This window comes from Synechococcus sp. CBW1107 (assembly GCF_015841355.1).
Classification (GTDB): Bacteria; Cyanobacteriota; Cyanobacteriia; order PCC-6307; family Cyanobiaceae; genus Regnicoccus_A.
This window is the reverse complement of sequence record NZ_CP064908.1, coordinates 1069959-1094685: the sequence shown is the minus strand read 5'-3', so window position 1 is coordinate 1094685 and position 24727 is coordinate 1069959. Positions and strand designations below refer to the sequence as shown.

Annotated in this window: 22 protein-coding genes; 11 read left to right on the top strand and 11 right to left on the bottom strand. The window is 65.0% G+C overall.

The window, feature by feature from the left end:
- Positions 1–91: 91 nt before the first annotated feature.
- The 3 genes from cofG to I1E95_RS05815 all read left to right on the top strand — a co-directional run bounded on the left by cofG (position 92) and on the right by I1E95_RS05815 (position 3154).
- Positions 92–1054, top strand: coding sequence for a 7,8-didemethyl-8-hydroxy-5-deazariboflavin synthase subunit CofG (cofG, locus tag I1E95_RS05825; RefSeq protein ID WP_231594891.1), 963 nt, complete (start codon positions 92–94; stop codon positions 1052–1054).
- 8 nt (positions 1055–1062) lie between these two features.
- Positions 1063–2682, top strand: coding sequence for a photosystem II high light acclimation radical SAM protein (locus tag I1E95_RS05820; RefSeq protein WP_197166242.1), 1620 nt, complete (start codon positions 1063–1065; stop codon positions 2680–2682).
- 208 nt (positions 2683–2890) lie between these two features.
- A complete protein-coding gene (locus I1E95_RS05815; protein WP_197166241.1) occupies positions 2891–3154 on the top strand; it encodes a hypothetical protein in 264 nt (87 codons plus the stop codon).
- A 228-nt stretch (positions 3155–3382) separates the two neighbouring features.
- On the opposite strand, the gene I1E95_RS05810 is transcribed toward I1E95_RS05815, so the two are convergent.
- Positions 3383–3589: a hypothetical protein gene (locus I1E95_RS05810; protein WP_197166239.1), complete on the bottom strand. Its 207-nt coding sequence runs from the start codon at positions 3587–3589 to the stop codon at positions 3383–3385.
- Between the two features lie 538 nt (positions 3590–4127).
- Between I1E95_RS05810 and I1E95_RS05805 the strand changes: the two genes are divergently transcribed.
- Positions 4128–4322 (top strand): cysteine peptidase family C39 domain-containing protein, encoded by a 195-nt coding sequence (locus I1E95_RS05805; RefSeq protein ID WP_231594890.1) that lies wholly within the window; start codon positions 4128–4130, stop codon positions 4320–4322.
- 168 nt (positions 4323–4490) lie between these two features.
- Here the strand turns inward: I1E95_RS05805 and I1E95_RS05800 are convergent, their stop codons facing one another.
- Entirely contained in the window at positions 4491–5747 is a 1257-nt protein-coding gene (locus I1E95_RS05800; RefSeq protein WP_197161565.1) for an IS256 family transposase, read from the bottom strand.
- Between the two features lie 57 nt (positions 5748–5804).
- Between I1E95_RS05800 and I1E95_RS05795 the strand changes: the two genes are divergently transcribed.
- The 3 genes from I1E95_RS05795 (at position 5805) to I1E95_RS05785 (ending at position 9262) form a co-directional block, all read left to right on the top strand.
- A complete protein-coding gene (locus I1E95_RS05795; RefSeq protein ID WP_197166237.1) occupies positions 5805–6506 on the top strand; it encodes a cysteine peptidase family C39 domain-containing protein in 702 nt (233 codons plus the stop codon).
- 125 nt (positions 6507–6631) lie between these two features.
- Positions 6632–7888 carry an IS256 family transposase gene (locus I1E95_RS05790; protein WP_197161565.1) on the top strand — a complete coding sequence of 419 codons (1257 nt, stop codon included), beginning with the start codon at positions 6632–6634 and terminating at the stop codon, positions 7886–7888.
- A 237-nt stretch (positions 7889–8125) separates the two neighbouring features.
- The gene (locus I1E95_RS05785) at positions 8126–9262 is read left to right on the top strand and encodes an HlyD family secretion protein (RefSeq protein ID WP_231594889.1); all 1137 of its coding nucleotides are present in this window, start codon (positions 8126–8128) and stop codon (positions 9260–9262) included.
- Here I1E95_RS05785 and I1E95_RS05780 read toward each other — a convergent pair.
- From I1E95_RS05780 to I1E95_RS05770, 3 genes are all read right to left on the bottom strand, one after another.
- Positions 9259–10116, bottom strand: coding sequence for a CPBP family intramembrane glutamic endopeptidase (locus tag I1E95_RS05780; protein WP_197166235.1), 858 nt, complete (start codon positions 10114–10116; stop codon positions 9259–9261). The two genes, I1E95_RS05785 and I1E95_RS05780, sit on opposite strands and share 4 nt — an antisense overlap.
- The gene (gene clpS / locus I1E95_RS05775; RefSeq protein ID WP_197167157.1) at positions 10117–10467 is read right to left on the bottom strand and encodes an ATP-dependent Clp protease adapter ClpS; all 351 of its coding nucleotides are present in this window, start codon (positions 10465–10467) and stop codon (positions 10117–10119) included.
- 84 nt (positions 10468–10551) lie between these two features.
- Complete coding sequence (locus tag I1E95_RS05770) at positions 10552–11811, bottom strand: LL-diaminopimelate aminotransferase (protein ID WP_197166233.1); 1260 nt, start codon at positions 11809–11811, stop codon at positions 10552–10554.
- 89 nt (positions 11812–11900) lie between these two features.
- Between I1E95_RS05770 and I1E95_RS05765 the strand changes: the two genes are divergently transcribed.
- The 3 genes from I1E95_RS05765 to I1E95_RS05755 all read left to right on the top strand — a co-directional run bounded on the left by I1E95_RS05765 (position 11901) and on the right by I1E95_RS05755 (position 17594).
- Positions 11901–14549: a TIGR03960 family B12-binding radical SAM protein gene (locus tag I1E95_RS05765; RefSeq protein ID WP_197166231.1), complete on the top strand. Its 2649-nt coding sequence runs from the start codon at positions 11901–11903 to the stop codon at positions 14547–14549.
- A gap of 303 nt (positions 14550–14852) precedes the next feature.
- Complete coding sequence (locus tag I1E95_RS05760; RefSeq protein ID WP_197166229.1) at positions 14853–16997, top strand: Rne/Rng family ribonuclease; 2145 nt, start codon at positions 14853–14855, stop codon at positions 16995–16997.
- The gene (locus I1E95_RS05755; RefSeq protein WP_197166227.1) at positions 16998–17594 is read left to right on the top strand and encodes a ribonuclease HII; all 597 of its coding nucleotides are present in this window, start codon (positions 16998–17000) and stop codon (positions 17592–17594) included.
- Here I1E95_RS05755 and I1E95_RS05750 read toward each other — a convergent pair.
- The gene (locus tag I1E95_RS05750; protein WP_197166226.1) at positions 17569–18081 is read right to left on the bottom strand and encodes a DUF1997 domain-containing protein; all 513 of its coding nucleotides are present in this window, start codon (positions 18079–18081) and stop codon (positions 17569–17571) included. The genes I1E95_RS05755 and I1E95_RS05750 overlap by 26 nt on opposite strands.
- A gap of 61 nt (positions 18082–18142) precedes the next feature.
- Between I1E95_RS05750 and pheA the strand changes: the two genes are divergently transcribed.
- Complete coding sequence (pheA, locus tag I1E95_RS05745) at positions 18143–18985, top strand: prephenate dehydratase (protein WP_197166225.1); 843 nt, start codon at positions 18143–18145, stop codon at positions 18983–18985.
- On the opposite strand, the gene I1E95_RS05740 is transcribed toward pheA, so the two are convergent.
- From I1E95_RS05740 to fusA, 5 genes are all read right to left on the bottom strand, one after another.
- Positions 18952–19926, bottom strand: a complete 975-nt coding sequence (locus I1E95_RS05740; protein WP_197166224.1) for a methyltransferase domain-containing protein — start codon at positions 19924–19926, stop codon at positions 18952–18954. The genes pheA and I1E95_RS05740 overlap by 34 nt on opposite strands.
- Complete coding sequence (locus I1E95_RS05735; RefSeq protein ID WP_197166223.1) at positions 19926–20597, bottom strand: LON peptidase substrate-binding domain-containing protein; 672 nt, start codon at positions 20595–20597, stop codon at positions 19926–19928. The genes I1E95_RS05740 and I1E95_RS05735 overlap by 1 nt, the downstream gene beginning before the upstream one ends.
- A gap of 145 nt (positions 20598–20742) precedes the next feature.
- On the bottom strand, positions 20743–21063 hold the full coding sequence (gene rpsJ / locus I1E95_RS05730) for a 30S ribosomal protein S10 (protein ID WP_006172311.1): 321 nt from the start codon (positions 21061–21063) through the stop codon (positions 20743–20745).
- 260 nt (positions 21064–21323) lie between these two features.
- On the bottom strand, positions 21324–22553 hold the full coding sequence (gene tuf, locus I1E95_RS05725) for an elongation factor Tu (protein WP_197166218.1): 1230 nt from the start codon (positions 22551–22553) through the stop codon (positions 21324–21326).
- 39 nt (positions 22554–22592) lie between these two features.
- Complete coding sequence (fusA, locus tag I1E95_RS05720) at positions 22593–24668, bottom strand: elongation factor G (protein WP_197167156.1); 2076 nt, start codon at positions 24666–24668, stop codon at positions 22593–22595.
- Positions 24669–24727 lie beyond the last annotated feature (59 nt).

Below are 24727 nucleotides of genomic sequence, written 5' to 3'. Positions count from 1 at the left end.
CTTAAGGTTTGCTTCGGGGTGGTGCGGGCCTGGTGCGGTGGATTCAGTCCTGACGGTCATTCCCCCGTTCAGGCCTGGCCAGGAGCCCGACGTGGACCCGTCCCGGCTGGTGCGCTGGAGCCCCAGCGTCACCTTGGTTCCCAGCCGCAGTTGTTTCAACGCCTGTGAGTACTGCGGGTTTCGCCGTGACCCGGGGAGCACCACCGATCTCACCCTTGCCGGGGCCCGGCGCAGCCTGCGCCGGCGGCCGGATTCCACTGAAGTGCTCCTGCTCAGCGGTGAGGTGGCCCCCGCTTCCCCGCAGAGGGTCGGGTGGTTCTCGCGCCTGTTGGCCTTCAGTCGGCTGGCCCTGTCACTGGGGCGGTTGCCCCATACCAACGCCGGCCCTCTCTCGCGGCGGGAAATGGCCGCCCTTGCCAGGCTCAACCCCTCCCTGGGCCTGATGCTGGAGGGACTTGGCCCAGCCTACGAGCGGTTGCACAAGGCGGCGCCCAGCAAACGCCTCGCCCTGCGCCTCGGTCAGCTGGAGCAGGCGGGGCGCCTTGGGATCCCCTTCACCTCCGGTCTGCTTCTGGGCGTGGGGGAGAGCCGCTCGGACCGGCTGCGGGCCCTTGAGCTTCTGGCGGCTCTGCAGAAGCAATGGGGGCATCTGCAGGAAGTGATCCTGCAGCCCTGGCGGCCCGATGGCGCTCAGGCCGTCCCGCTCGGAAGTGCCGAGCAGCAGGATCTGCTCGAGCTGATCGAAGCCGCCCGGCGGATCCTGCCTGCCGAGGTGACTCTGCAGCTGCCACCCAACCTCTGGCCTCTGGAGAGCTTGCCTCAGGCGCTTGAGGCCGGCATCAATGATCTCGGTGGCCTCGACAGTCATGACGTGATCAATGCCGCCTATCCCCAGCCCAGCCCCCGGGAGCTGAGCGGCCGGCTGGAGCTGGCGGGCTGGGCGCTGCGCCCGCGCCTCTGCGTTCATGACCGCTTCATCCCCTGGTTGCCGCCCGATCTCCGCCGCCGGGCCACTTCTCTTCATGCACGCTTGTTAGCGTCCGTCCTGGCCTGAGGGAGCCGATGGCGCGGCCGGAGATGCAGCTGGAACCGAATCTGCCGACCTCAGGTGTCACCGCCGAGCGGGTTCTACTGATCCGCCTGCCCTGCAATCCGATCTTTCCGATCGGGCCGGTGTACCTGGCCGATCACCTGCACAAACGTTTCCCTGGGTTGCCCCAGCGCATCCTCGATCTGGCGGCCCTGCCCCTGCTGGATGTGGAGCGGGTTCTCCTGCGCACGATCGAGGCTTTCCGCCCCACCCTGCTGGTGTTCTCCTGGCGCGACATCCAGATCTACGCCCCGGTGGATGGCCGTGGGGGCAACCCCCTGCAGAACTCCTTCGAGGTGTTTTATGCCTCCAACCCGTTGCGTCGCCTGCGTGGGGCACTCGGCGGCCTGCGCTTGATGGGGGCCTTCTACGGAGAACTCTGGCGCAACCTGCGGCTGGTGCGCCGTGGCCTGCGCCGGGCCCGGCGCTTCCATCCGGCGGCGCGGGTGGTGATCGGCGGCGGGGCGGTCAGCGTGTTCTACGAGCAGCTGGGCAAGAGCCTGCCGGCGGGCACCGTGGTCTCGGTGGGGGAAGGGGAGCCGCTGCTGGAGAAGCTGATCAGCGGCCGCTCGCTGGCTTCCGAGCGCTGCTACGTGGTGGGGGAGCCGCCCCGGGAGGGGCTGATCCATGAGCAGCCGGAGGGGGTGATCAAAACCGCCTGCGACTACACCTACATCGCGTCCATCTGGCCCCAGCTCGACTGGTACCTCGATGGCGGCGACTTCTACGTGGGCGTGCAGACCAAACGCGGCTGCCCCCACAACTGCTGCTACTGCGTCTACACCGTGGTGGAAGGCAAGGCGGTTCGGGTGAATCCGGTGGACGAAGTGGTGGCGGAGATGCGCCAGCTCTACGACCGGGGCGTGCGCGGCTTCTGGTTCACCGACGCCCAGTTCATTCCGGCGCGCCGGTACATCGAGGATGCCAAGGAACTGCTCCGCGCGATCCTGGCGGCCGGCATGGACGACATCCGCTGGGCGGCCTACATCCGCGCCGACAATCTCGACGCGGAACTGGCCGAGCTGATGGTGGCCACCGGTATGGACTACTTCGAGATCGGCATCACCTCCGGCAGTCAGGAGCTGGTGCGCAAGATGCGCATGGGCTACAACCTGCGCACGGTGCTCGAGAACTGTCGCCTGCTTGCTGGTGCCGGCTTCCGAGAGCATGTCTCCGTGAACTACTCCTTCAACGTCATCGACGAGCGGCCAGAGACGATCAGGCAGACCGTGGCCTACCACCGCGAACTGGAGAGGATCTTCGGGGCCGACAAGGTGGAGCCGGCGATCTTCTTCATCGGACTGCAGCCTCACACCCATCTGGAGCAGTACGGCTTCGACCAGGGGCTGATCGAGCCGGGCTACAACCCGATGAGCATGATGCCCTGGACGGCCCGCAAGCTGCTCTGGAACCCCGAGCCGATGGGCAGCCTTTTCGGACGGATCTGTCTGGAAGCTTTCGCCGCGGATCCGGGAGATTTCGGACGCACGGTGATGGCGCTGCTCGAGCGTGACTACGGCTCCGCCCCGATCGAGGAAGCCCTGCGGGCGCCACTGGAAGGCCGTGGCGCGCTAGCGACGGCGGTGCGTTGAACGATTGCTCGGGCTCGATCCAAAATGTATCTCTTTGCGTCATATTTCTCGAGAGAATGAACCCCGTTCTCGAGGAATAGCTAGAAGGATAAGGCAATTGAAGGGGCGGGTCACTGTAAAGAAAATCGTACTTTTTATATTTTTTGTACATTTCTCTTTCCTTGACGGAAGCCTCTGTAAGTTGCCAGTCCCTTGATTAATCTGAGCAGTGACCTACCTCGCCCCTATTGCCGATGACCAAGCGCAGACTTTTTCTGGAGGCGTGTTAAATCGGTCTTTTAACGTCAACCGAGAAGACAATCGGAGTTATAGCTTTGCAATCAATGTAAATATTGATAATTCTGATAACTCCGTGAACACTGATAATTCGGTGCGCAATAATGGCCCCTTGTCTGGAAATTCGATCAGCGTGGCTGTTCGCTTGATCCGCCGCAGTCCAATCATGCCAATGATGCCACAACCTGCTGTTTAACCCAGTAAGTTTTGATCTAGAGAGAGTGACCAAGTCAGGATAGTGCCAACCATCCTGACTTGGTCACTCTGTTGTTGTTGGGGTTAAGCGGCAGCGAATCCATCCAGAACGAAAGAAAAAAGCGTCGAGTCATCGACGCTTTTGATGATTGGATCGTTTGACGGGTGAACTTCGACGACCCTCCCTAGAGGGGAGGGAGAGAGAGGATTACCCTGTCGTCAAAGTTGTTCAAACGGAGATCGTGTTGCCGGTGAAGAAGCCGCGGTTCCGGACGGAGTTATTGGTGTTGGTGGAATTGTTGGAGTTGTTCCTGTTGTCGGAGTTGTCAAGGTTGATCTGACGATTGTCAGTCCGCTGGCGGTTGAAGGACCTGTTAAGGAAGCCACCAGAGATGCTCTGGGTGGCTGCGTCGTCAATCAGGGTGAAGAAAGCCATGGCAGGAAAGGGAGAAAAGTGATTTTGGGCTTGGGTCAAGGGGAAGAGGTGTCAAGTCGATAGGCTGATCATCATTCGGCACTTGCAGAGATGACTCTCGCCATGCACCTTGTGAGATCCGCATGCTTCGCCTAGAGGCCTCTAATGACCATGCCCTAACGATAAGAGCAGATCTGGCCCTGGTCATGAACGGTAGGCATTTGTACAAGATTCTTTGAGCAAGTTAAAGGAAAATGATGGGAGAGATGTTAGTTCAGGCAGACATGGAATTCTTTAACAATTGATTAAGAATTGGTTGTACTCTTTGGTGAATAAACTCAAAATATATTTTGAGATGCTGCCTTGGGAGGCAGCCTTTGAATTTAAAGGTGCCTCCGTATTGTGGTTTGCGCTCAATGGATCGCGAATCTCAAGAATTCCTTGCAAAGGGATGTAAGGGTGTATCCGAAGTTGTGTTGATTATGTTTGCAATGTTTTGCGGAAAGGGCCGCGTTGGGTCGTCCCGTCCGCTAACCCTTGGAGGGCTTCACGCAGCCCCATGCCCCGCTACGCCTTTGTCGAGCAGCATTCCGAGGAGGATTGCGGTGCCGCCTGCGTCGCCATCGTGGCCCGGCAGCACGGGCGCATCCTGCCCCTTTCCCGCGTACGTGAGCTGGTGGGCACCGGTTCGCTCGGAACCACCTTGCTCGGGCTGCGCCGAGGGGCCGAGGTAGCGCCCCTCCGAGTGGTGTAACTCAGGAGGTCCTGTGACCCTCTCCGGAGGGTGAACAGGAGCAGTCAGGGGATGACTGCTTGGAAGCTGATTGCGCAGCTCCATTGATCCATTATGAACCCTGATCGCTGAATTGGCAACTCAGCGATCGATGTGTTCTGTGTAGATCGAGGTAGAAGCTGGTGCGCTTCAGCTGATGGTTGCAGCCGGCTGGGCGTTCGGATCTGCATCGGTGAGCTCCAAGGGCTCTTCTGGCTCTGGGATCTTGGCCATGGTGGCCTCAGAGAAGAAGCGGCGACGCTCCAGCTGCCATTCCTCCTGCTGCTCCAGCAGCTGGCTGCCCACCAGGCGCACGATCGCTGGATCATTGGGGAAGATGCCGACCACGTTGGTGCGGCGTTTGATCTCCTTGTTGAGGCGCTCGAGCGGGTTGGTGCTCCAGACCTTGCGCCAGTGCTCCTGGGGGAAGTGCAGGAAGGCCAGCACGTCGTCCCGGGCGGCTTCCATCACGGGCACGGCGCCGGGGAACTGCTTGCGCAGCATCTCGGTGACCCGCTGCCAGTGGGCGCGCACCTGATCTGGAGCCTGGATCACGAACACCGCTTTCATGGCAGCGGCCACCATGTCCTGGCCGGCCTTGGGCACATGGCTCAGCAGGTTGCGCAGGAAGTGCACCCGGCACCTCTGCCAGCTACTGCCCTGGAACATCCGCTTGATCGCTGCCGTCAGGCCCAGGTGGGCATCCGAGATCACCAGGCGGGTGCCGTCGAGGCCACGCTCCTTGAGTGAGCCCAGGAACTGACGCCAGAAGCCCTCCGCCTCGCTGTCGCCCACGGCAATGCCGAGAACTTCGCGGTAGCCGAGGGCATTGATGCCGATCGCCACCACCACCGCCCGCGACACCACCTGCATATTTCGGCCCAGGCGGCCGTGGAGGTAGGTGGCGTCGAGGTAGACGTAGGGAAAGCGGGCATGGTCAAGCGGCCGGCCCAGAAAGGCTTTCACCTGCTCATCGAGCCCCTGGCAGATGCGGCTCACCTCCGATTTGGAGATGCCGCTGGCCCCGCCCAGCGCCTCCACCAGGGCGTCGACCTTGCGGGTGGAGATCCCGCCGGTGTAGGCCTCCATCACCACGGCGTAGAGCGCCTTGTCCACCCGGCGGCGTGGCTCCAGCCAGCTGGGAAAGAAGCTGCCCTGCCGCAACCTGGGAATGGCCAGGCTGAGGTCGCCCACCTGGGTGGTGAGCAGCCGCTCCCGGTAGCCGTTGCGATGGGTGGAGCGCTGATCGGGGCAGCGCTCATGGAGTTGAGCGCCCGTGAGGGCAGAAACCTCGGCTTCCAGCAGGTCCTGGAAACCCCGGCGCACGATCTCTGGGATCAGGGCGCCAGCGGTGGTGCCCTCCATGAGCTGGCTCAGCTCGGAGGCGCCACTATGGGTGAGGGTCATGGTCTGTGTTCGGTTTGGTGGTAGTTCTCCGAACAGGGTCACAGACCGGCCCACCCATTGCCACAGCTGAAATCTGAGGGAGGTGAGCCGTCAGCCCCGGCTACGCCGGGGCTGATCCTCCTGAGTTACACCACTTGCTGGGACGCCGCTGGGGCCGACGCCATCGGCTTCCAGGCCAGGGCGGTTCGAGCCCAGCCCGAACTGCTCAAGCATCTCGATTCCATCCCCCTGCCGGCGATCTGCCACTGGAAGGGCCACCACTGGGTGGTGCTGCATGGTCGGGCACGACGGCACTATGTGATCGCGGATCCCGCCATCGGGGTGCGTTGGCTGTCCGAGAAGGACTTTCTGCAGGGATGGAGCAACGGCGTGATGCTGCTGCTCGAGCCCGACCAGCACCGACTGGCGGAGCAGGAGGAAGCTCCACGGGCTCCCTTCCTGCGCTTTCTGCGGCTGGTGCTGCCCTATCGGGGGCTGCTGCTGCAGGCCCTGGCGATCAACGCCGTCATCGGGCTGCTCGCCCTGGCGATGCCCCTGCTGATGCAGCTGCTCACCGATGACGTGCTGGTCCGGCGCGACACGCAGCTGCTCACCAGTCTGGGACTGGGGATGTTGCTCCTGTTCCTCTTCCGGAACCTGATCTCATTGCTACAGGGTCATCTGGTGGGCCATTTCGCCCAGCGCCTTCAGCTGGGGATGCTGCTGGAGTACGGCCACCAGCTGCTGCGGCTGCCAGCGGCGTCCCAGCAAGTGGTGTAACTCAGGAGGATCAGCCCCGGCGTAGCCGGGGCTGACGGCTCACCTCCCTCAGATTTCAGCTGTGGCAATGGGTGGGCCGGTCTGTGACCCTGTTCGGAGAACTACCACCAAACCGAACACAGACCATGACCCTCACCCATAGTGGCGCCTCCGAGCTGAGCCAGCTCATGGAGGGCACCACCGCTGGCGCCCTGATCCCAGAGATCGTGCGCCGGGGTTTCCAGGACCTGCTGGAAGCCGAGGTTTCTGCCCTCACGGGCGCTCAACTCCATGAGCGCTGCCCCGATCAGCGCTCCACCCATCGCAACGGCTACCGGGAGCGGCTGCTCACCACCCAGGTGGGCGACCTCAGCCTGGCCATTCCCAGGTTGCGGCAGGGCAGCTTCTTTCCCAGCTGGCTGGAGCCACGCCGCCGGGTGGACAAGGCGCTCTACGCCGTGGTGATGGAGGCCTACACCGGCGGGATCTCCACCCGCAAGGTCGACGCCCTGGTGGAGGCGCTGGGCGGGGCCAGCGGCATCTCCAAATCGGAGGTGAGCCGCATCTGCCAGGGGCTCGATGAGCAGGTGAAAGCCTTTCTGGGCCGGCCGCTTGACCATGCCCGCTTTCCCTACGTCTACCTCGACGCCACCTACCTCCACGGCCGCCTGGGCCGAAATATGCAGGTGGTGTCGCGGGCGGTGGTGGTGGCGATCGGCATCAATGCCCTCGGCTACCGCGAAGTTCTCGGCATTGCCGTGGGCGACAGCGAGGCGGAGGGCTTCTGGCGTCAGTTCCTGGGCTCACTCAAGGAGCGTGGCCTCGACGGCACCCGCCTGGTGATCTCGGATGCCCACCTGGGCCTGACGGCAGCGATCAAGCGGATGTTCCAGGGCAGTAGCTGGCAGAGGTGCCGGGTGCACTTCCTGCGCAACCTGCTGAGCCATGTGCCCAAGGCCGGCCAGGACATGGTGGCCGCTGCCATGAAAGCGGTGTTCGTGATCCAGGCTCCAGATCAGGTGCGCGCCCACTGGCAGCGGGTCACCGAGATGCTGCGCAAGCAGTTCCCCGGCGCCGTGCCCGTGATGGAAGCCGCCCGGGACGACGTGCTGGCCTTCCTGCACTTCCCCCAGGAGCACTGGCGCAAGGTCTGGAGCACCAACCCGCTCGAGCGCCTCAACAAGGAGATCAAACGCCGCACCAACGTGGTCGGCATCTTCCCCAATGATCCAGCGATCGTGCGCCTGGTGGGCAGCCAGCTGCTGGAGCAGCAGGAGGAATGGCAGCTGGAGCGTCGCCGCTTCTTCTCTGAGGCCACCATGGCCAAGATCCCAGAGCCAGAAGAGCCCTTGGAGCTCACCGATGCAGATCCGAACGCCCAGCCGGCTGCAACCATCAGCTGAAGCGCACCAGCTTCTACCTCGATCTACACAGAACACATCGATCGCTGAGTTGCCAATTCAGCGATCAGGGTTCATAATGGATCAATGGAGCTGCGCAATCAGCTTCCAAGCAGTCATCCCCTGACTGCTCCTGTTCACCCTCCGGAGAGGGTCACAGGACCTCCTGAGTTACACCACTCGGAGGGGCGCTACCAGCCACCGGGTCGGCTGGCCGCGCGGCCGATCGACGCCGGCCTGGTGCTCAAGGAGAGCACCTCTGAGGAGTTCCTGCCCTCGGTGCGTCCCTGGGTTCAGGCGCTGGGGCTGGTGATGGTGGGCAGCTTCGCCGGAGGGATCGCTCTGATGGCCGTGTGGCCGTATCGGGTCGTGGTGCGCGGTCAGGGGCTCATCCGTCCCACCGGGGAGACCAGCGTGATCCATGCCCCCTTCTCCGGCCGGGTGCGCTCGATCAATGTCCGCCTCAATGAGCGTGTGACCCGCGGCCAGGTGATCGCCGTGCTCAACCCGGCCGATCTGGTCGGTAAGGAGGCGGCGCTGGACTCGAGTCGGGCCGCCCTGGAGCGGGAGAAGCTGGCCCTGGAGAGCCAGAACGAGGCCGCCCTGCAAGGGGCCCTGCTTGAGGTGCGCAAGGCCGAAGCCGCCCTTTCCCTGGCCGAAACCGAGGCCCGGCGCTATCAGCTGCTCGCCTCCAGTGGAGCTGTCTCGGCCCAGCAGCTCGATGAGCGTCTCGCCAATGCGGCGGTTGCTCGCTCGAATCTCGACCAGTCCAGGCGTGCCGTCGAGGAGCTCCGCTCCAAGAGTGAAGCGGATCTGTCACGGCTGGTTCAGCAGTTTGCGACCAACAGCGGGGACAGTGCCCAGATCCGCCGGGATCTCGGCAGTTCGACCATCCGGTCGCCGGGCGATGGGGTGATCCTCTCGCTTTCCCTGCGCAACCCTCAGCAGGTGGTGGCCACCGGCGAGGAGCTGGCCCGGATCGCACCGAGTGGCCGGGCGCTGGTGGCGAAGGTACGAATCAGCTCCCAGGACGTCGACAACCTCTCCACGGGCCAGCGGGCCGATCTGCGTGTCGATGGCTGCCCCTATCCCGACTTCGGCACCCTCAGGGCACAGGTCTCGGCGGTGTCGCCGGATGTGGTGCCCGTGGAGACTGGCCAAGGAGGGGGCCGCAGCGTTCCCGGGGCCCAGAGCCTGGTTGCTGCCGAGGCCGCCGGCTATGAGGTGTCCCTGAGGCCCCGGTCCACAACTCTGGAGACCCCCACGCGCCGCTGTGTCGTGCGGCCTGGAATGACGATCACCGCCGACATCACCACACGCCAGGAAACCGTCCTGCAGTTTCTGTTGCGCAAGGGGCGATTTCTGCTGCAGCCCTAGTCTCTGGGCCCGCTTCCCGGCCACGATCCGAACCAGCGACGCCGGACCCACAGCAGGACACCCAGACCGGCCCAGCCCAGCAGGCCGCCGATCGGATTGGGATCGGCTCCGCCGGGCCCGGCCAGCCAGAGCGGGACCGTGGACTGGATCTGCAGCGGCCCGGCCATCAGGGAAAACCATCCCCCCACCAGACCGCCGTGCAGTCCGACGGCACCCCAGAGAGAACCACCGTCGGCGCGTCGCTGCAACCCTAGGGCGAGGCCCAGAAGCCACAGGCCCACCAGCAATCCGGCCATCGGAACGAGGCCGAGATTGAAGCGGGTGTGGGCCAGGCTGAACACCACCGCCTGGGTGAGCAGGGCCCGCTGATCGCCCAGGGGGCCCCCGCCCAGGCGCTGGCTCAGCTCACCCCAGAGCCAGCCCCTGAACACCAGCTCTTCGGCGAAGCCGACTCCCAGGATCAGCGCTACAGCATTGATGGCCTCGGCCGGCGTGAGTCCGCCGCTCCAGCGGGCCTGGCCGCTGAACAGCAGCACCCCTGCCACCACCACCAGCAGCAGCAGGGCTTTGATCAGTCCGCGCAGCAGCGAACGCAGTCCCGTGGCCCAGCCCACGGCCACACCCAGAGTCCGCCAGGGCCGGGGCTCACCCCACACCGTTCTCAGGCGCCGCGGCAGCGTCAGCAGCAGCAGGACGAAGGCCAGGGCCGTGCCGAGCAGGGCGATCTGATCGGCACGCCAACCGTCCAGGAGGCCCCAGGCCACGGCGGGTTGAACGGTCAGCCAGCCCAGGCCGTAGAGCAGCGGCAGATACAGCAGCGTGCTGATCCAACCCAGCCAGGCTCGCCTGGGCACTCAGCTCTCCGGCTCGATCGTGCTGGAGAGGCCCTTGGCCTTGAGGGTTTCGCTGTAGAACTCCGCCGGCTCCAGATCGCAGACGATCACCAGCCCGACGCCGGTGTTGTGGGCTTCGAGCATCACGGCGATGGCGTCCTGCTCGCTCAGGGAGGGCACCACCTGGCGCAGGGTGGTGACCACGTACTCCATGGAGTTGACGGGATCGTTGTGCAGCAGCACCTTGTAGCGCGGCGAGGGCTTGCGGACCCGTTGCAGGTCCTTCTCGATCACCGCTGCTCCGCCGGGGGAGCGGCTGGGAGTTTCCACGGCTTGGGGGCTGGGCACGGCCGACGGCGGCGGGGAAGCCATCGGCAGAAAGGGAATGTTCATCCGAGGGGAACAGCCTTGGGTGCGGCTGGTGAGAGGACCTGGGCTCCAGAGGTGGTGCCCAAATTAAGTGCCGGCGCCGGCGGCCGCAGGAATCACGGACCCATCGGCAATCCGGGCCATGGCCTCCTCCACGTTCGCCCGGCTGTTGAAGGCCGAGAGGCGGAAGTAGCCCTCTCCGGCGGCGCCGAAGCCGCTGCCCGGTGTGCCCACCACGTGCGCCTTGGTGAGCAGATGGTCGAAGAATCCCCAGGAATCCATACCGGCCGGGGTCTTCAGCCACACGTAGGGCGCCTGCTCGCCCCCATGCACCTCCAGCCCGGCGGCCGTGAGTTCGCGGCGGATGATGGCCGCGTTCTCCATGTAGAAGGACACCAGGGCCTTCACCTGGGCCTGGCCTTCGGGGGAATAGACCGCCTCGGCGCCGCGCTGCACGATGTAGCTCACGCCGTTGAACTTGGTGCTCTGGCGGCGGTTCCACAGGGTCCAGAGTTCCGCCTTCTCCCCGCTGGCGGCCGTGCCCATCAGGCCGCGGGGCACCACCGTGAGGGCACAGCGGGTGCCGGTGAAGCCGGCGTTCTTGGAGAAGGAGCGGAACTCGATGGCGCACTCGCGGGCACCGTCGATCTCATAGATCGAGTGGGGCAGGTCGGGATCCTGGATGAAGGCTTCGTAGGCGGCATCGAAGAGGATCAGGGCATCGTGGTCGCGGGCATAGTCCACCCAGGCCTGGAGCTGTTCCCTGGTCGCCACCGCACCAGTGGGGTTGTTGGGGAAGCAGAGGTAGATCAGATCCACCGGCTCGCTCGGGATCTGGGCGGTGAAGCCGTTCTCGGCACTGATCGGCAGATAGGTGAGGCCGCCGTACTGGCCGGCATCATCGGCCTCCCCGGTCCGGCCGGCCATCACGTTGCTGTCCACGTACACCGGATACACCGGATCGGTCACCGCGATGCGGTTGTCCGGTCCGAGGATGTCGAGGATGTTGCTGCTGTCGCACTTGGAGCCGTCGGAGATGAAGATCTCCTCCGCCGAGATCTGGCAGCCACGGGCCTGGAAATCGTGCATCGCGATGGCCTCCCGCAGCCACGGATAGCCCTGCTCGGGGCCGTAACCGTGGAAGCCCTCGCGGGTTCCCATCGCGTCGATGGCGGCCTTCATGGCCTCACGGCAGGCCAGGGGGATGGGCTCGGTCACATCGCCGATGCCCAGCCGGATCAGCGGCGCGCCGGGATTGGCCTCCGAGAAGGCCTTGACCCGCCTGGCGATCTCGGGGAAGAGATAGCCGGCCTTGAGCTTGAGGTAGTTGCCGTTGATCTGAACCACTGCTGCGCCTGGCGCTTGTGCTGCCGGGCATCTTCCTATGGCGCCGGACCACCCTCGATACCATCGTCGTGTGCCCTGACCGTGACGCTGTGACCCTTCCGCTCGACGCCCCCGTCGATTTCGAGCGGCTGGTGGACCGGAGCATCGCCAGACCAGGCCGCTACCTGGGCAACGAGCTTGGGGTCGAGCCCCGCGACTGGCAGGGTGCCGCCGTGCGCTGGGCCCTGACCTACCCCGAGCTCTACGAGGTGGGCGCCAGCAACCTCGGCCACATCATTCTCTATTCGATTCTCAACGCCCTTCCCGGGCAGCTCTGCGACCGGGCTTACCTGCCGGCCCCCGATCTGGCCGCGCGTCTGCGTGAGCGGCAGCAGGCTCTCTTCGCTGTGGAAAGCCGCCGGCCTCTGCCCGCGTTCGACATCCTCGGCTTCAGCCTCAGCTACGAGCTGGGGGCCACCAACATCCTCGAGATGCTGGATCTGGCCCGGGTGCCGATCCGTGCCGCTGATCGCGGCGATCGCCCCCTAGGCGATCCGGCCTCCTCTCCGCTGATCTTTGCCGGCGGTCCCACCGCCACCAGCAACCCCGAGCCCTTTGCCGCCTTCTTCGATTTCATCGCCCTCGGCGATGGCGAGGAGCTGCTGCCGGAGATCGGACTGGTGGTGGCCGAAGCCAAGGCGGCTGGCCTCAGCCGCTCCGCCCTGCTGCGAGATCTGGCCCAGGTCCCCGGGGTCTACGTGCCCTCGCTCTACGGCCTGGGTCCCGATGGCGTCAGCATGGTTCCCCTGGTGCCGGAAGCGCCCCGGCGGGTGCTGCGCCGGGTGGCCACGCCGATGCCCCACTACGGCATGGGGCTGGTGCCCCACATCGAAACCGTCCACGACCGGCTCACGATCGAGATCCGTCGCGGCTGCACCCGTGGCTGCCGCTTCTGCCAGCCCGGCATGCTCACCCGCCCCGCCCGCGACGTGGAGCCCGAGGCGGTGATCGAGGCGGTGGAAACCGGAATGGTGCGCACCGGCTACAGCGACTTCTCCCTGCTCTCGCTCAGTTGCTCCGACTACCTGGCCCTGCCGGCGGTGGGCGTGGAGCTGCGCAACCGCCTGGCGGAGCACAACGTGAGCCTCACCCTGCCCAGCCAGCGGGTCGACCGCTTCGATGACAACATCGCCCACATATTGGGGGGCACCCGCAAGGCGGGGCTCACCTTCGCGCCGGAAGCCGGAACCCAGCGCCTGCGTGACATCGTCAACAAGGGCCTCACCGACGCCGAGCTGCTGCGGGGCATCCGCACCGCCATGGCGAACGGCTACCGACGGGTGAAGCTCTATTTCATGATCGGTCTGCCGGGCGAAACCGACGCCGATGTGATCGGCATCGCCGACACCTGCCGCGCGCTGCAGCAGCAGTGCCGTGATCTGGGCCGGCTCGAGCTGAACCTCACGATCAGCAACTTCACCCCCAAACCCCACACTCCGTTCCAGTGGCACAGCGTGTCCACAGCGGAATTCCGGCGGCGTCAGGAGCTGCTGCGGGGCGCCCTGCGCCAGTTGCGGGGCCTGAAGGTCAACACCACCGATGTGCGCCTCTCGGCCATGGAGGACTTCGTGGGTCGCGGCGACCGGCGGCTGGCACCCGTGCTCGAGGCGGCCTGGCGGGCGGGCGCCGGCATGGATGCCTGGTTCGAGAGGATCGAGTCCACCCACGCCGCCTGGACCGGAGCGATCGAGGCGGCGGGCCTGGCCGGTCGCTACCGCGATCTGGAGATGGGCGACTGGGGAACCACCGGCACGCTCAGCAGTGCCGACCTCGCCGCGTTCTGCGCCCAGCCTCTCCCCTGGGATCACATCGACACCGGTGTCGACAAGGCCTGGCTGGCTGAGGATCTGCAGCGGGCGCTCGCCGAGGTGGTGGTACCCGATTGCTCCTTCGACGGCTGCAGCAGTTGCGGTGTCTGCGGGCCGGAGTTCGGCCACAACGTGGTGGTGGAGTCACCGCCCGTCCCCGTGCAGCAGCCCATGCGGGCTCCGGCCAGTGAGCGGGTGCAGCGGCTGCGCTTCGGTTTCAGCAAGACCGGTTCGCTGGCCCTGCTCAGCCACCTCGATCTGGTGCGGTTGATGGAGCGGGCCCTGCGACGCAGCGGCCTGCCTGTGAGCTTCACCGGCGGCTTTCATCCCCTGCCCCGCCTGCAGTTCGCCCTGGCCCTGCCCCTGGGGGTGGAGGCTCACGGGGAGTGGTTTGACCTGGAGTTCAGCGCCGGTGTTGATCCCTGCTCCGCTCTGGCACAGCTGCAGGACACCCTGCCCGAGGGGCTGGCGCTGGCAGGGGTGGAGGAGGTGGAGGTCCGCGCACCGAGCCTGTCCCAGGAGCTGGAGGGTGCCGACTGGAGCGTCGAGCTGGTGGCTGGTGCCCCGGGTCCGGGTGCCGCAGCCTGGGGGCCAGCCCTCGAGGGCCTGCTCCAAGCGTCTGAACTCCCCTGGAACGACACCGACAAGAAGGGGCGGCCACGCCGGCGGGACTGCCGGCCTCTGCTCGAGGAGCTCAGTCTCGTTTTCGCAGGAGATCAGTCCTGCCGCTTCCGGCTCGGGGCCCGCATCGATGCCCAGGGGCGAAGCCTGCGTCCGGACCAGGTGTGCGTCTGGTTGCAGGAGTGGCTGCCAGGCCCGCTGCAGCTCGGTCGGTTGAGCCGCCTGCGGCTGCGGCTTCGAACAGCCGAGCCAGAGCAGGGATCCCGGTGAGCCCGTGCTAACGTCGCCTGAAGACGGCAGATCCGTCTGTAGCTTCCATTCTGCAGACGTCGCCCTACGGCACCTGGTTCCGTGGGAACTGTTCCGCGCTATGGCCGGCCTCTCTCCGGCAGCATCGCCGCGAATGGAGGTTGATCCTCCTGAGGATGCTCCTCAAAAGGTTTTTCTCCTCCGTCTTCTTCCTGCTGGTCCAGCAGTCGAGCAGCTTTGCGGCGCGCTCTGCCCAGCGGGTTCGTGCTTCAGGGATTCACTCCCATCCATGGCATGGCTCCACAGAGCCACCCCCTATCCTCCATGCCCCAGCAGATCGTCATCGCGGAGCAACTGCGCATCGCCGCTGTGCTCAACGACGAACGTGTTGATGAACTGGTCGTAGCTCAGGGTCGCTATCAGATTGGCGACGTCTATCTCGGCCGGGTCGAGAATGTTCTCCCAGGAATTGATGCCGCTTTTGTCAACATCGGCGAAAGCGAGAAGAATGGCTTCATTCATGTCACTGATCTTGGCCCTCTGCGCCTGAGAAAAGGGGCTGCCGGCATCACCGAACTGCTTGAGCCCCGCCAGAAGGTGCTCGTTCAGGTGATGAAGGAGCCCACCGGCACCAAGGGCCCTCGCCTCACGGGCAACCTCACGCTCCCAGGCCGCTTCCTCGTTCTGCAGCCCCAGGGCCAGGGGGTGAGCATCTCGCGGCGGATCAGCGGCGAGAACGAACGCAATCGTCTGAGGGCCCTCGGGGTGCTGATCAAGCCCCCCGGTGCCGGCCTGCTGGTGCGCACCGAAGCCGAGGGTGTCAGCGAAGACCAGCTGATCGACGATCTCGAGACTCTCCTCAGGCAGTGGGAGGGGATTCAGGAAGCTGCGGAAACGGCTACCCCTCCGGTGCTGCTCAACCGCGACGAAGACTTCATCCACCGCGTCCTGCGCGATCTCTACAGCCCCGAGGTCTGGCGGGTGGTGGTGGACACCCCCGCCGCTGTGGCCCGGGTGAATGCCTTCCTCGGGGCCGATCAGGCCAATCTGCTGGTGGAGCACCACGGTGAAGGCACCGATGTGCTCGAGCACTTCCGGGTGAATGCCGCCATCCGAGACGCCCTCAAACCACGGGTGGATCTGCCCTCCGGCGGCTACGTGATCATCGAGCCCACCGAGGCGCTCACCGTGATCGATGTGAACTCCGGCTCGTTCACCCGTTCCGCCAGTTCGCGCGAAACGGTTCTCTGGACCAACTGTGAAGCTGCCGCCGAGATCGCACGTCAACTCAAGCTGCGCAATATCGGTGGCGTCGTGATTATCGACTTCATCGACATGGAGTCGCGTCGTGATCAATTGATGCTGCTGGAGCACTTCACCCAGTCGGTGCAGGACGACGCGGCCCGCCCCCAGATCGCTCAGCTCACCGAACTGGGTCTGGTGGAACTGACCCGCAAACGCCAGGGTCAGAACATCTACGAACTGTTCGGGCGCGCCTGCCCCAGCTGCGGTGGCCTCGGCCATGTGGCCGTTCTTCCGGGCAAGGACACCCTTCAGCCCCTGGCCACCGTCACGGGTCTGGTTCGCTCGGCCGCCTCGGCCCGGGCGGAAGTGCCCAGCCCCAACGGCGCAGAACCCGCCACGGGCCGCCGTCGTGGTGGCCGCGGCGGTCGCGGCCGTGGTGCCAGCGACGCGACAGACACCGCCGCTGTCTCCACCGTCGTTGCGGACACCCAGGATCTCGCCACGGTCAGTGCACCGGAGTCAGCCCATGGCGGTGGCGGCGCTGCGGAACACGGTGGCGGCGGTGGCCTCAGCCGCCGCCAGGAGCCCGATCTGGTGGCCGTGCCGATGGATGCCGATCAGGAACTCGTCTACGGCTGGATGGGCCTCAGCCCAGCCCTGCTGCTGGATCCTCCCCCTGCCGGGGAGAACCTGGTGGTGCGGGTCGTGCGGCCCGGTGAGGACGCCGACACGGTCCTGGAAGCGGCCCGCCAGCAGCTGGCAGCCTCCGGCTCCCGCGGCCGCCGCCGCCGCGGCGGACGCGGTGGCAGTGGAGCCGACACCACCGCTCCCATCACCCGCTCCAGCGGAGAGGTACCGACACCCCGCCGGGAGATCGACGCCCCCAGCCGTTACCGCCAGGAGAGCCCTGACGATGACGCCCAGTCGACGCTGGTGGAGATCACCCCCTTGCCCGAGGCCTTTGGCGAGCCGGACGAGGCTCCGATGACCACCGTGATCGAGTCCACGCTGCTGCAGATCCCCGTATCCCAGGTGTCCTCGCCGGGGTCGGAGCGGGTTGGGCGCTCCCAGCCCAGGGGTCGCCAGCATCGACCGCGTGAGGAAGGCGGTGCCGTGGCCGTGGCTGAAGCCCCCAGCGAGGCCCCTCCCACGCCGTTGGTCGAGGACGGCGATCCCGGAGGTGAGCCCCGCCGCCGCCGCCGCCGCTCCTCCGCCAGCGTCTGAGTGACCCCACGGGTCCTGGCCGGTGTGGATGAAGTGGGCCGTGGATGCCTGTTCGGCCCGGTCTTCGCCGCCGCTGTGGTCTTGCCGGCCCAGGCGGCGTTATCCCTGGCCGCCGCTGGCCTGACCGACAGCAAGGCCCTGCGGCCTCACCACCGCCAGCGGCTGGTGCCGTTGATCACCGCCCAGGCCTCAGCCTGGGCACTCGGTCAGGCCTCAGCCGCCGACATCGACCGCATCGGCATCCGGACCGCCACGGAGATGGCCATGGTCAGGGCCCTGCAGCGCCTGCCCCGGGTGCCTGCCCTGGTGGTGGTCGACGGTGTCCTCCCTCTGCGGATGTGGCAGGGCCGCCAGCGCACGCTCGTCCATGGCGATCGCCGTTGTCTGGCGATCGCCGCCGCCAGCGTGCTGGCCAAGCAGGCCCGCGATGCCCTGATCCAGCGTCTGGCGGACCGCTATCCCGGCTATGGCCTCGAGCGCCATGCCGGCTATGGCACGGCTTTTCACCGGGAGGCCCTGGCCCGCCTTGGCCCAAGCCGTCTGCACCGCCTCAGCTTCCTGGGCAGGGTGCTCAGCGGCCCTCGCGCCAGCAGCTGAAATCCTTCAGAAGCTGCTGGCTCACCCGGGTGCGGATGCCCAGCAGAACACCGCCCAGCAGGGAGCGGCCGGTGGCTTCGAGCACCCTGGGTGCGATCAGGCGGAGCATCGGAGGACGGCTCACGCTCACGGCCATCCGGGCCGCCCCCTCCAGCCCCTGGTCGGCCACTTCCAGCCAGGAGGTCAGATTCAGCTGGAAGTCGTCCACCAGGCCAAGGCCCTCCAGGTGACACTCCACCGCCTCGAGCTCCAGGCGTCCGGGCCGCCGCCGGGCGCGCAGCTGCACCACGGGCTTGATCTGAAGCTGGAACACCTGCAGCCTCGTCACGTCGTAGCGGTAGTGCCCCGGCCCGAGACGGGTCAGCTGGCTGGGGTCGAGCAGGGCCTGGATCACTCTCTCCTCGTCGTCGAGGTAGGACACCAGGTCTTCGGCAGGCTCCTCGATCGCGAGGCTGAGCTGCTGGCTGGCGCTGAAGGCCAGGGTCATCGCCTCGTCTCGGTGGCCGGGGGGGGATGATCTTATCGACCGCTAGTTTCCCCTCCTCCCCATGCGTGTTGCCTTCCTCGGCCCTGCAGGCACCTACGGCGAGCAGGCGACACGGCATCTGGCGGCCCTCGAGGGGATCGACGCGCCGGAGTTGCTGGCTCAGAGCGGTATCCGCTCGGTGGTCAAGGCCCTGGCGGAGGGCCGCTGCGATGCCGCCGTGGTGCCCGTGGAGAACTCCGTCGAAGGAGGGGTGACCGCTTGCCTCGATGGCCTCTGGGAGCACCCCGATCTGCGCATCCGCCGCGGACTGGTCCTGCCGATCCGCCATGCCCTGCTGGGGTCCGGACCGATCGAGCGGGTCAGTGAAGTGCTCTCCCATCCCCAGGCCCTCGCCCAGTGCAGTCTCTGGCTGAGCGAACACCTCAGTGACGCCCTGCAGCTGCCCACCAGCTCCACCGCCGAAGCGGCCCGGTTGGTGGCCGGCAGCCGCTTCCGCGCGGCTGTCGCCTCACCCCGCGCCGCCAAGGAGCATGGCCTCGAGGTGCTGGCTTATCCCATCAACGATGTACCCGGAAACTGCACCCGTTTCCTGATGCTGCAGCGGCAGGTGGCAAGTCAGGCGGAACCGGCCACGCTCTGCAGCCTGGCCTTCTCGCTGCGCAGCAACAGCCCCGGGGCCCTGCTGGAGGCTCTGAGCTGCTTCGCGACCCTGCAGCTCAACATGAGCCGGATCGAGTCACGTCCCTCCAAGCGGGAGATGGGCGAATACATCTTCTTCGTGGATCTGGAGATGCCGGAGGACCCCCGGCTGCTGGAGGAAGCGATCGAGGCCCTGCGCGTCCATTGCCAGCACCTGGCCCTGTTCGGGACCTACCCGCTCACCAACGTGTCCGAGGAGTCGTAACGGAACACCCCGAATCGCATCATTCCGGTGCTGAAGGCCCAGTGCATCAGCAGGATCGTCGGCGCTTCGCGCAGACCCTGCAGCACGGCCCCAGGACCCAGGCTGAGGATGGCGCCCGGTCGCCGCACCCCTTCGAGAATGGAGTCGATCCATGAGGGCAGGGTGGCGTCACTCCAGTCGGCGGTGTCCACAGGAGCGCCCTGCCCATGGGGGCTGGTCTCGAGGTTGCGGCGGAAGGAGGGGATGGAGGCGAATTCCGGATGAGCCCACTGGTGCAGCAGCTGATTCATCACCCAGCGCTCCAGAGCGTTGAGCTCGCCGTCGGAAGGATCGCGCCGGTTCCAGTCAGCCACCACCAGCTTCCCTGCCGGAGCCAGGACCCGCAGCAGTTCATCGGCGTAGCGCTGCTTGTCAGGCATGTGCGGTCCCGCTTCCACGCTCCAGACGGCCTCAAAGCTGTTGTCCTCCAGCTCCAGGGCCAGGGCGTCCATCACCGCGAAGCGGCAGGAGAGCCCGGCGGGTGTGAGCTGGCGGGCCCGCTCCACCTGGGCTGGGCTGATGCTGATGCCCAGCACGTCGAAGCCGTAGTCCCGGGCGAGGATGCGGGCGCTGCCACCGATGCCGCAACCCACATCCAGTAGACGGGTGCCTGCTGGCAACCGGTCGAGCCCCGACCAGCGCACCAGTTCATGCACGAACTGCTCCTTCGCGGCCCGGAAATCGCGTGACTTGGGGGGGGTGCCGTAGTGCCCGAGGTGCACATGGTCACCCCAGAGGTTTTCCAGCAGCCGGTCCCCGGTCCAGCGGTCGTAGGCCTCAGCCACGGTGGCCGTGCTCTGGAAACGGCGGTCACGGCGCTGCCATTCCCGTACCAGAGCAAGACCGAGCAGACCGGCTCCGGCTCCGATGGCCAGAGGCGGAAGCCAGGTTGGGAGCACCATCAGGAGGGTTCCTGCCTGGGTTCCCCCAGATCCTTGAAGGTGTCCTTCAGAACCGTGCGAGCGGCCAGCTGCCGCCTGGTCTGATCGAGCAGTGCGAATTCCTGGCGCAGCCGTTCGGAGGTGTCGGTGAGTTCCAGCAGGGCCTGCTGATGGTCGGCCACGGGCCCTCCCAGGTGGGAGCCGATCCAGAAGGACAATTCCCGAGGAAGATCAGGCAGATCCACCGGAAGAGTGGTCGGCTTGCCGATCAGTTTGCCGGTGAGATCCACCACATCCCGCAGGGCCTGGGTGACCTGATGGCCCAGATCCTGGAGCACATCGTGGCTGGTACTGGGATCGTCCTCGATCCAGCTGACCATGGCCACACGGAAAGGGGCTTCGCGGACCACTTCGAGCACGCGAAATCTCTGCTGGCCCAGGGTGACGATGTTGCTGCGATCGTCGTCCTGGGTCTGGCACTGCAGAATTTCAGCGCAGCAGCCCACCTGGGCCATCTCCTGCTGATTCGGGTCCCAGCGCACCACACCGAAACGACGGTCGGTTTCCAGCACCGTTCGCAACATCATGCGGTAACGGGGCTCGAAGATATGCAGGGGCAAGACTTCCTGCGGGAACAGCACCACATCCGGCAGGGGGAAGAGTGGGAGTTCCCTCACGGCCAGATCAGTCACGGAAGGTCGGCGGGGCGGTAAAGGGTGGTCGGGGCGTTGCTGAGTGGGGCTGCTCGGGGAGCCTGAACAATGAAATGAGTCTAGAAAAAAAGGACCCACCGGGAGGGTGGGTCCAGGAATTCGTCGCGACGAGCCAGCTGGTGGCTCAGAGCTTCACTTCGATATCGACGCCGCTGGGCAGATCTAGCTTCATCAGTGCGTCGATCGTCTTGGCCGTGGGGCTGTAGATGTCGATGATCCGGCGGTGGGTGCGGGTCTCGAAGTGCTCACGGGAATCCTTGTCCACGTGGGGCGAGCGCAGGACGCAGTAGATCTTGCGTTTGGTGGGCAGGGGAATCGGACCGATGGCCGTGGCGGCTGTGTGATCGGCCGTTTCAATGATCTTTTCGCAGGACAGATCCAGCATGCGGCGATCAAACGCCTTGAGACGGATGCGGATCTTCTGCTGAGCGATGGCGGCTGACATGGCAGGACTCGTGGGGACGCAGGCCTTGGCGGAGACCGCGGCCGAAGAACGGGAAGAGAAGTGAAGAAGAGGTGGGGATGGGGCCGGGGGTGGCCTTTCTCATCCCCACAGAAGACAACCGAGGACGGTTGGGTCAAGTTGTCGAGGTGCGTGACGAGGGGCAGAGTCCGTGGCGGAAGTCAGCCCCTGAATCAAGAGGACTGGCCGAGCCAGGAACAACGGGTTGACCCCGCCCCCGGCTCGGCGCAGCCGTTTCAGCCTCAGGCGACGATCTTGGAGACGACGCCGGCACCGATGGTGCGGCCGCCTTCGCGGATGGCGAAGCGCATGCCCTGTTCAATGGCCACAGGGCAGATCAGCTCAGCGGACATCTTGATGCGGTCACCCGGCATGACCATTTCGACGTTGGAGCCATCGTCGGCGGTGAAGGCCGTGATCTGACCAGTCACATCCGTGGTGCGGATATAGAACTGGGGACGGTATCCAGCGAAGAAGGGGGTGTGGCGGCCACCCTCTTCTTTCTTGAGGACATAAACTTCCCCTTCGAACTTGGTGTGGGGCTTGATCGAGTTGGGCTTGACCAGCACCATGCCGCGCTCGATGTCCTCCTTCTGCACACCACGCAGGAGCAGGCCGACGTTGTCTCCGGCCATGCCTTCGTCGAGCAGTTTGCGGAACATTTCCACGCCGGTGACGGTGGTCTCGCGGGTGTCCTTGATGCCCACGATCTGGACGGTTTCGCCCACTTTCACCTTGCCGCGCTCGATCCGGCCGGTGGCCACGGTGCCGCGTCCGGTGATCGAGAACACGTCTTCGACAGCCATCAGGAAGGGCTTGTCGATCTCACGCTCAGGCTCGGGGATCGACTCATCCACCGCATCCATCAGATCGAGGATCTTGTCGACCCACTCGTTCTCGCCGCGGATGCCCTTGCCGCCGCCCTGGATGTGCTCGAGAGCCTTGAGGGCAGAACCGGCGATGATGGGGATGTCATCGCCGGGGAAGTCGTAGCTGCTGAGCAGCTCACGCATTTCCAGTTCGACGAGTTCGAGGATCTCCTCGTCGTCGACCATGTCCTTCTTGTTGAGGAACACCACCAGGGCAGGAACGCCCACCTGCTTGGCCAGCAGGATGTGCTCCTTGGTCTGGGCCATCGGGCCGTCGGTGGCGGCCACCACCAGGATGGCGCCGTCCATCTGGGCGGCACCGGTGATCATGTTCTTGACGTAGTCCGCGTGACCAGGGCAGTCGACGTGGGCGTAATGACGCTTGTCGGTTTCGTACTCGACGTGGGCCGTGTTGATCGTGATGCCCCGCTCCTTCTCTTCAGGAGCACCATCGATGTCGTCGTAGGCCTGGGCCTTGGCCTGGCCAAGGGAAGCCAGCACGTTGGTGATGGCGGCAGTGAGGGTGGTCTTGCCGTGGTCGACGTGGCCGATGGTGCCGATGTTGACGTGAGGTTTGTTCCTCTGAAACTTCTCGCGAGCCATTGAAGGAAAGAATCGGGGGGTGTTGTTAGGGTTGAGAGATCAGGAATTGCCCTGATTCTTGGCAATGATGGCCTCAGCAACATTGCGAGGAACTTCCTCGTAATGGCTGAACTCCATCGAGAAAATACCCCGACCCTGGGTCATGGATCGGAGTTGAGTGGCGTAGCCGAACATTTCGGCCAGGGGCACCTTGGACTGGACTTTAGACTGTCCGTTGTCGATGGATTGCCCTTCGACCTGTCCACGACGGGAGGACAGGTCGCCGATGACCGAACCGAGGAAATCCTCGGGGATCTCGACTTCCACCTTCATCATCGGCTCAAGAAGCACGGGATTGCACTTCTTGACGCCGTCTTTGAAGGCCATGGAGCCGGCGATCTTGAACGCCATTTCGGAGGAGTCGACATCGTGGTACGACCCATCGATCATGGTGACCTTGATGTCGATCATCGGGAAGCCTGCAATCACTCCGGACTGACAGGTCTCCTTCATGCCGTTCTCGGCTGGTCCGATGTACTCCTTGGGAACGATGCCACCAACAATCTTGTTGACGAATTCAAACCCCGAACCGGGTTCACCGGGTTCCATCTCGATCACCACGTGCCCGTACTGCCCTTTACCACCGGTCTGCCGGGCGAACTTGCCTTCACCCTTGGCTCTGGCGCGGATGGTTTCGCGGTAGGACACCTGAGGGGCGCCGATATTCGCTTCCACCTTGAATTCCCGCAGCATGCGGTCCACAAGGATCTCGAGGTGCAGCTCGCCCATGCCGGCGATCACGGTCTGGCTGGTTTCAGGATCCGTGGACACCCGGAAGGTGGGATCCTCTTCCGAGAGCGATTGAAGAGCTTTGGAGAGCTTCTCCATATCGCCCTTGGTTTTGGGCTCCACCGCCACAGAGATCACCGGTTCGGGGATGAACAGGGATTCCAGGATGATCGGGTCGCTTTCCACACAGAGAGTGTCTCCGGTGGTGGTGTCCTTGAGGCCGAGAACAGCGCCGAGATCACCGGCGCGCAACTCGTCCACTTCCTCGCGATCGTCGGCTTTGAGCAGGATAAGGCGGGAGATGCGCTCCTTCTTGTCCTTGGTGCTGTTGAGCACGTAGCTGCCTTTCTGGAGCACCCCGGAGTACATGCGCACAAAGGTGAGCTTGCCGTAGGGATCGGCCATCACCTTGAACGCCAGAGCGCTGAAGGGGGCGTTGTCGTCGCAGGGACGGTTGGATTCCGTGCCATCGGGGAGCAGACCCGTGATCGGCGGAACGTCAACCGGGGCGGGCAGGTAATCGACGACGGCATCCAGCACAAGCTGGACGCCTTTGTTCTTGAAGGCCGAGCCGCAGAGCATCGGCACCAGGCCATGCTTGACCACACCGGTACGAATGCCTTTGATCAGCTGCTCCTGGGTGAGCTCTCCGTTTTCAAGGAAGGCTTCCAGCAGCTCTTCGTCGGTTTCAGCGACCGATTCCATCAACTTGCCGCGCCACTCGGCGGCTTCCTCTTTCATCGCTTCAGGGATTTCGCCCTCGAGGATGTCTGTGCCCAGATCATTGGTGTAAATAACGGCCTTGTTCCTCACCAGGTCAATGATGCCCTTGAGTTCTCCTTCTGCGCCGATGGGCAGTTGCAGAGGAACGGCACTGGCCTTGAGGCGATCCTTGATCTGGTCGTAGACCTTGAGGAAGTTGGCACCGGTGCGGTCCATCTTGTTGACGAACACGATCCGGGGAACGTTGTAGCGATCGGCCTGGCGCCACACCGTTTCGGACTGGGGCTGCACACCGCCAACAGCGCAGAAGACAGCCACGACGCCATCGAGCACCCGCATCGAGCGCTCCACCTCAATGGTGAAATCGACGTGTCCAGGGGTGTCGATGATGTTGATGCGGTGATCCTTCCAGCTGGTGGAGATGGCCGCCGCCGTGATGGTGATGCCGCGCTCGCGCTCCTGCTCCATCCAGTCGGTCACAGCGGCGCCATCGTGCACCTCGCCCATTTTGTGGACCACGCCTGAATAGAACAGGATCCGCTCGGTCGTGGTGGTCTTGCCCGCGTCGATATGGGCTGCGATGCCGATATTTCTGACGCGGTCCAGGGGATAGGCGCGGGCCACGGGGAAAGTCTCCGGTGTTTGATCGACGAATTTTGCGGGCGCAAGTTTAATGGATGACC

Coding starts and splice junctions, on each gene's coding strand:
- I1E95_RS05820 (WP_197166242.1), top strand. CDS start 1,063: ATGGCGCGGCCGGAGATGCAGCTGGAACCGAATCTGCCGACCTCAGGT.
- I1E95_RS05810 (WP_197166239.1), bottom strand. CDS start 3,589: ATGGCTTTCTTCACCCTGATTGACGACGCAGCCACCCAGAGCATCTCT.
- I1E95_RS05805 (WP_231594890.1), top strand. CDS start 4,128: ATGCCCCGCTACGCCTTTGTCGAGCAGCATTCCGAGGAGGATTGCGGT.
- I1E95_RS05800 (WP_197161565.1), bottom strand. CDS start 5,747: ATGACCCTCACCCATAGTGGCGCCTCCGAGCTGAGCCAGCTCATGGAG.
- I1E95_RS05790 (WP_197161565.1), top strand. CDS start 6,632: ATGACCCTCACCCATAGTGGCGCCTCCGAGCTGAGCCAGCTCATGGAG.
- clpS (WP_197167157.1), bottom strand. CDS start 10,467: ATGGCTTCCCCGCCGCCGTCGGCCGTGCCCAGCCCCCAAGCCGTGGAA.
- I1E95_RS05760 (WP_197166229.1), top strand. CDS start 14,853: ATGCCCCAGCAGATCGTCATCGCGGAGCAACTGCGCATCGCCGCTGTG.
- I1E95_RS05750 (WP_197166226.1), bottom strand. CDS start 18,081: ATGACCCTGGCCTTCAGCGCCAGCCAGCAGCTCAGCCTCGCGATCGAG.
- pheA (WP_197166225.1), top strand. CDS start 18,143: ATGCGTGTTGCCTTCCTCGGCCCTGCAGGCACCTACGGCGAGCAGGCG.
- I1E95_RS05740 (WP_197166224.1), bottom strand. CDS start 19,926: ATGGTGCTCCCAACCTGGCTTCCGCCTCTGGCCATCGGAGCCGGAGCC.
- rpsJ (WP_006172311.1), bottom strand. CDS start 21,063: ATGTCAGCCGCCATCGCTCAGCAGAAGATCCGCATCCGTCTCAAGGCG.
- tuf (WP_197166218.1), bottom strand. CDS start 22,553: ATGGCTCGCGAGAAGTTTCAGAGGAACAAACCTCACGTCAACATCGGC.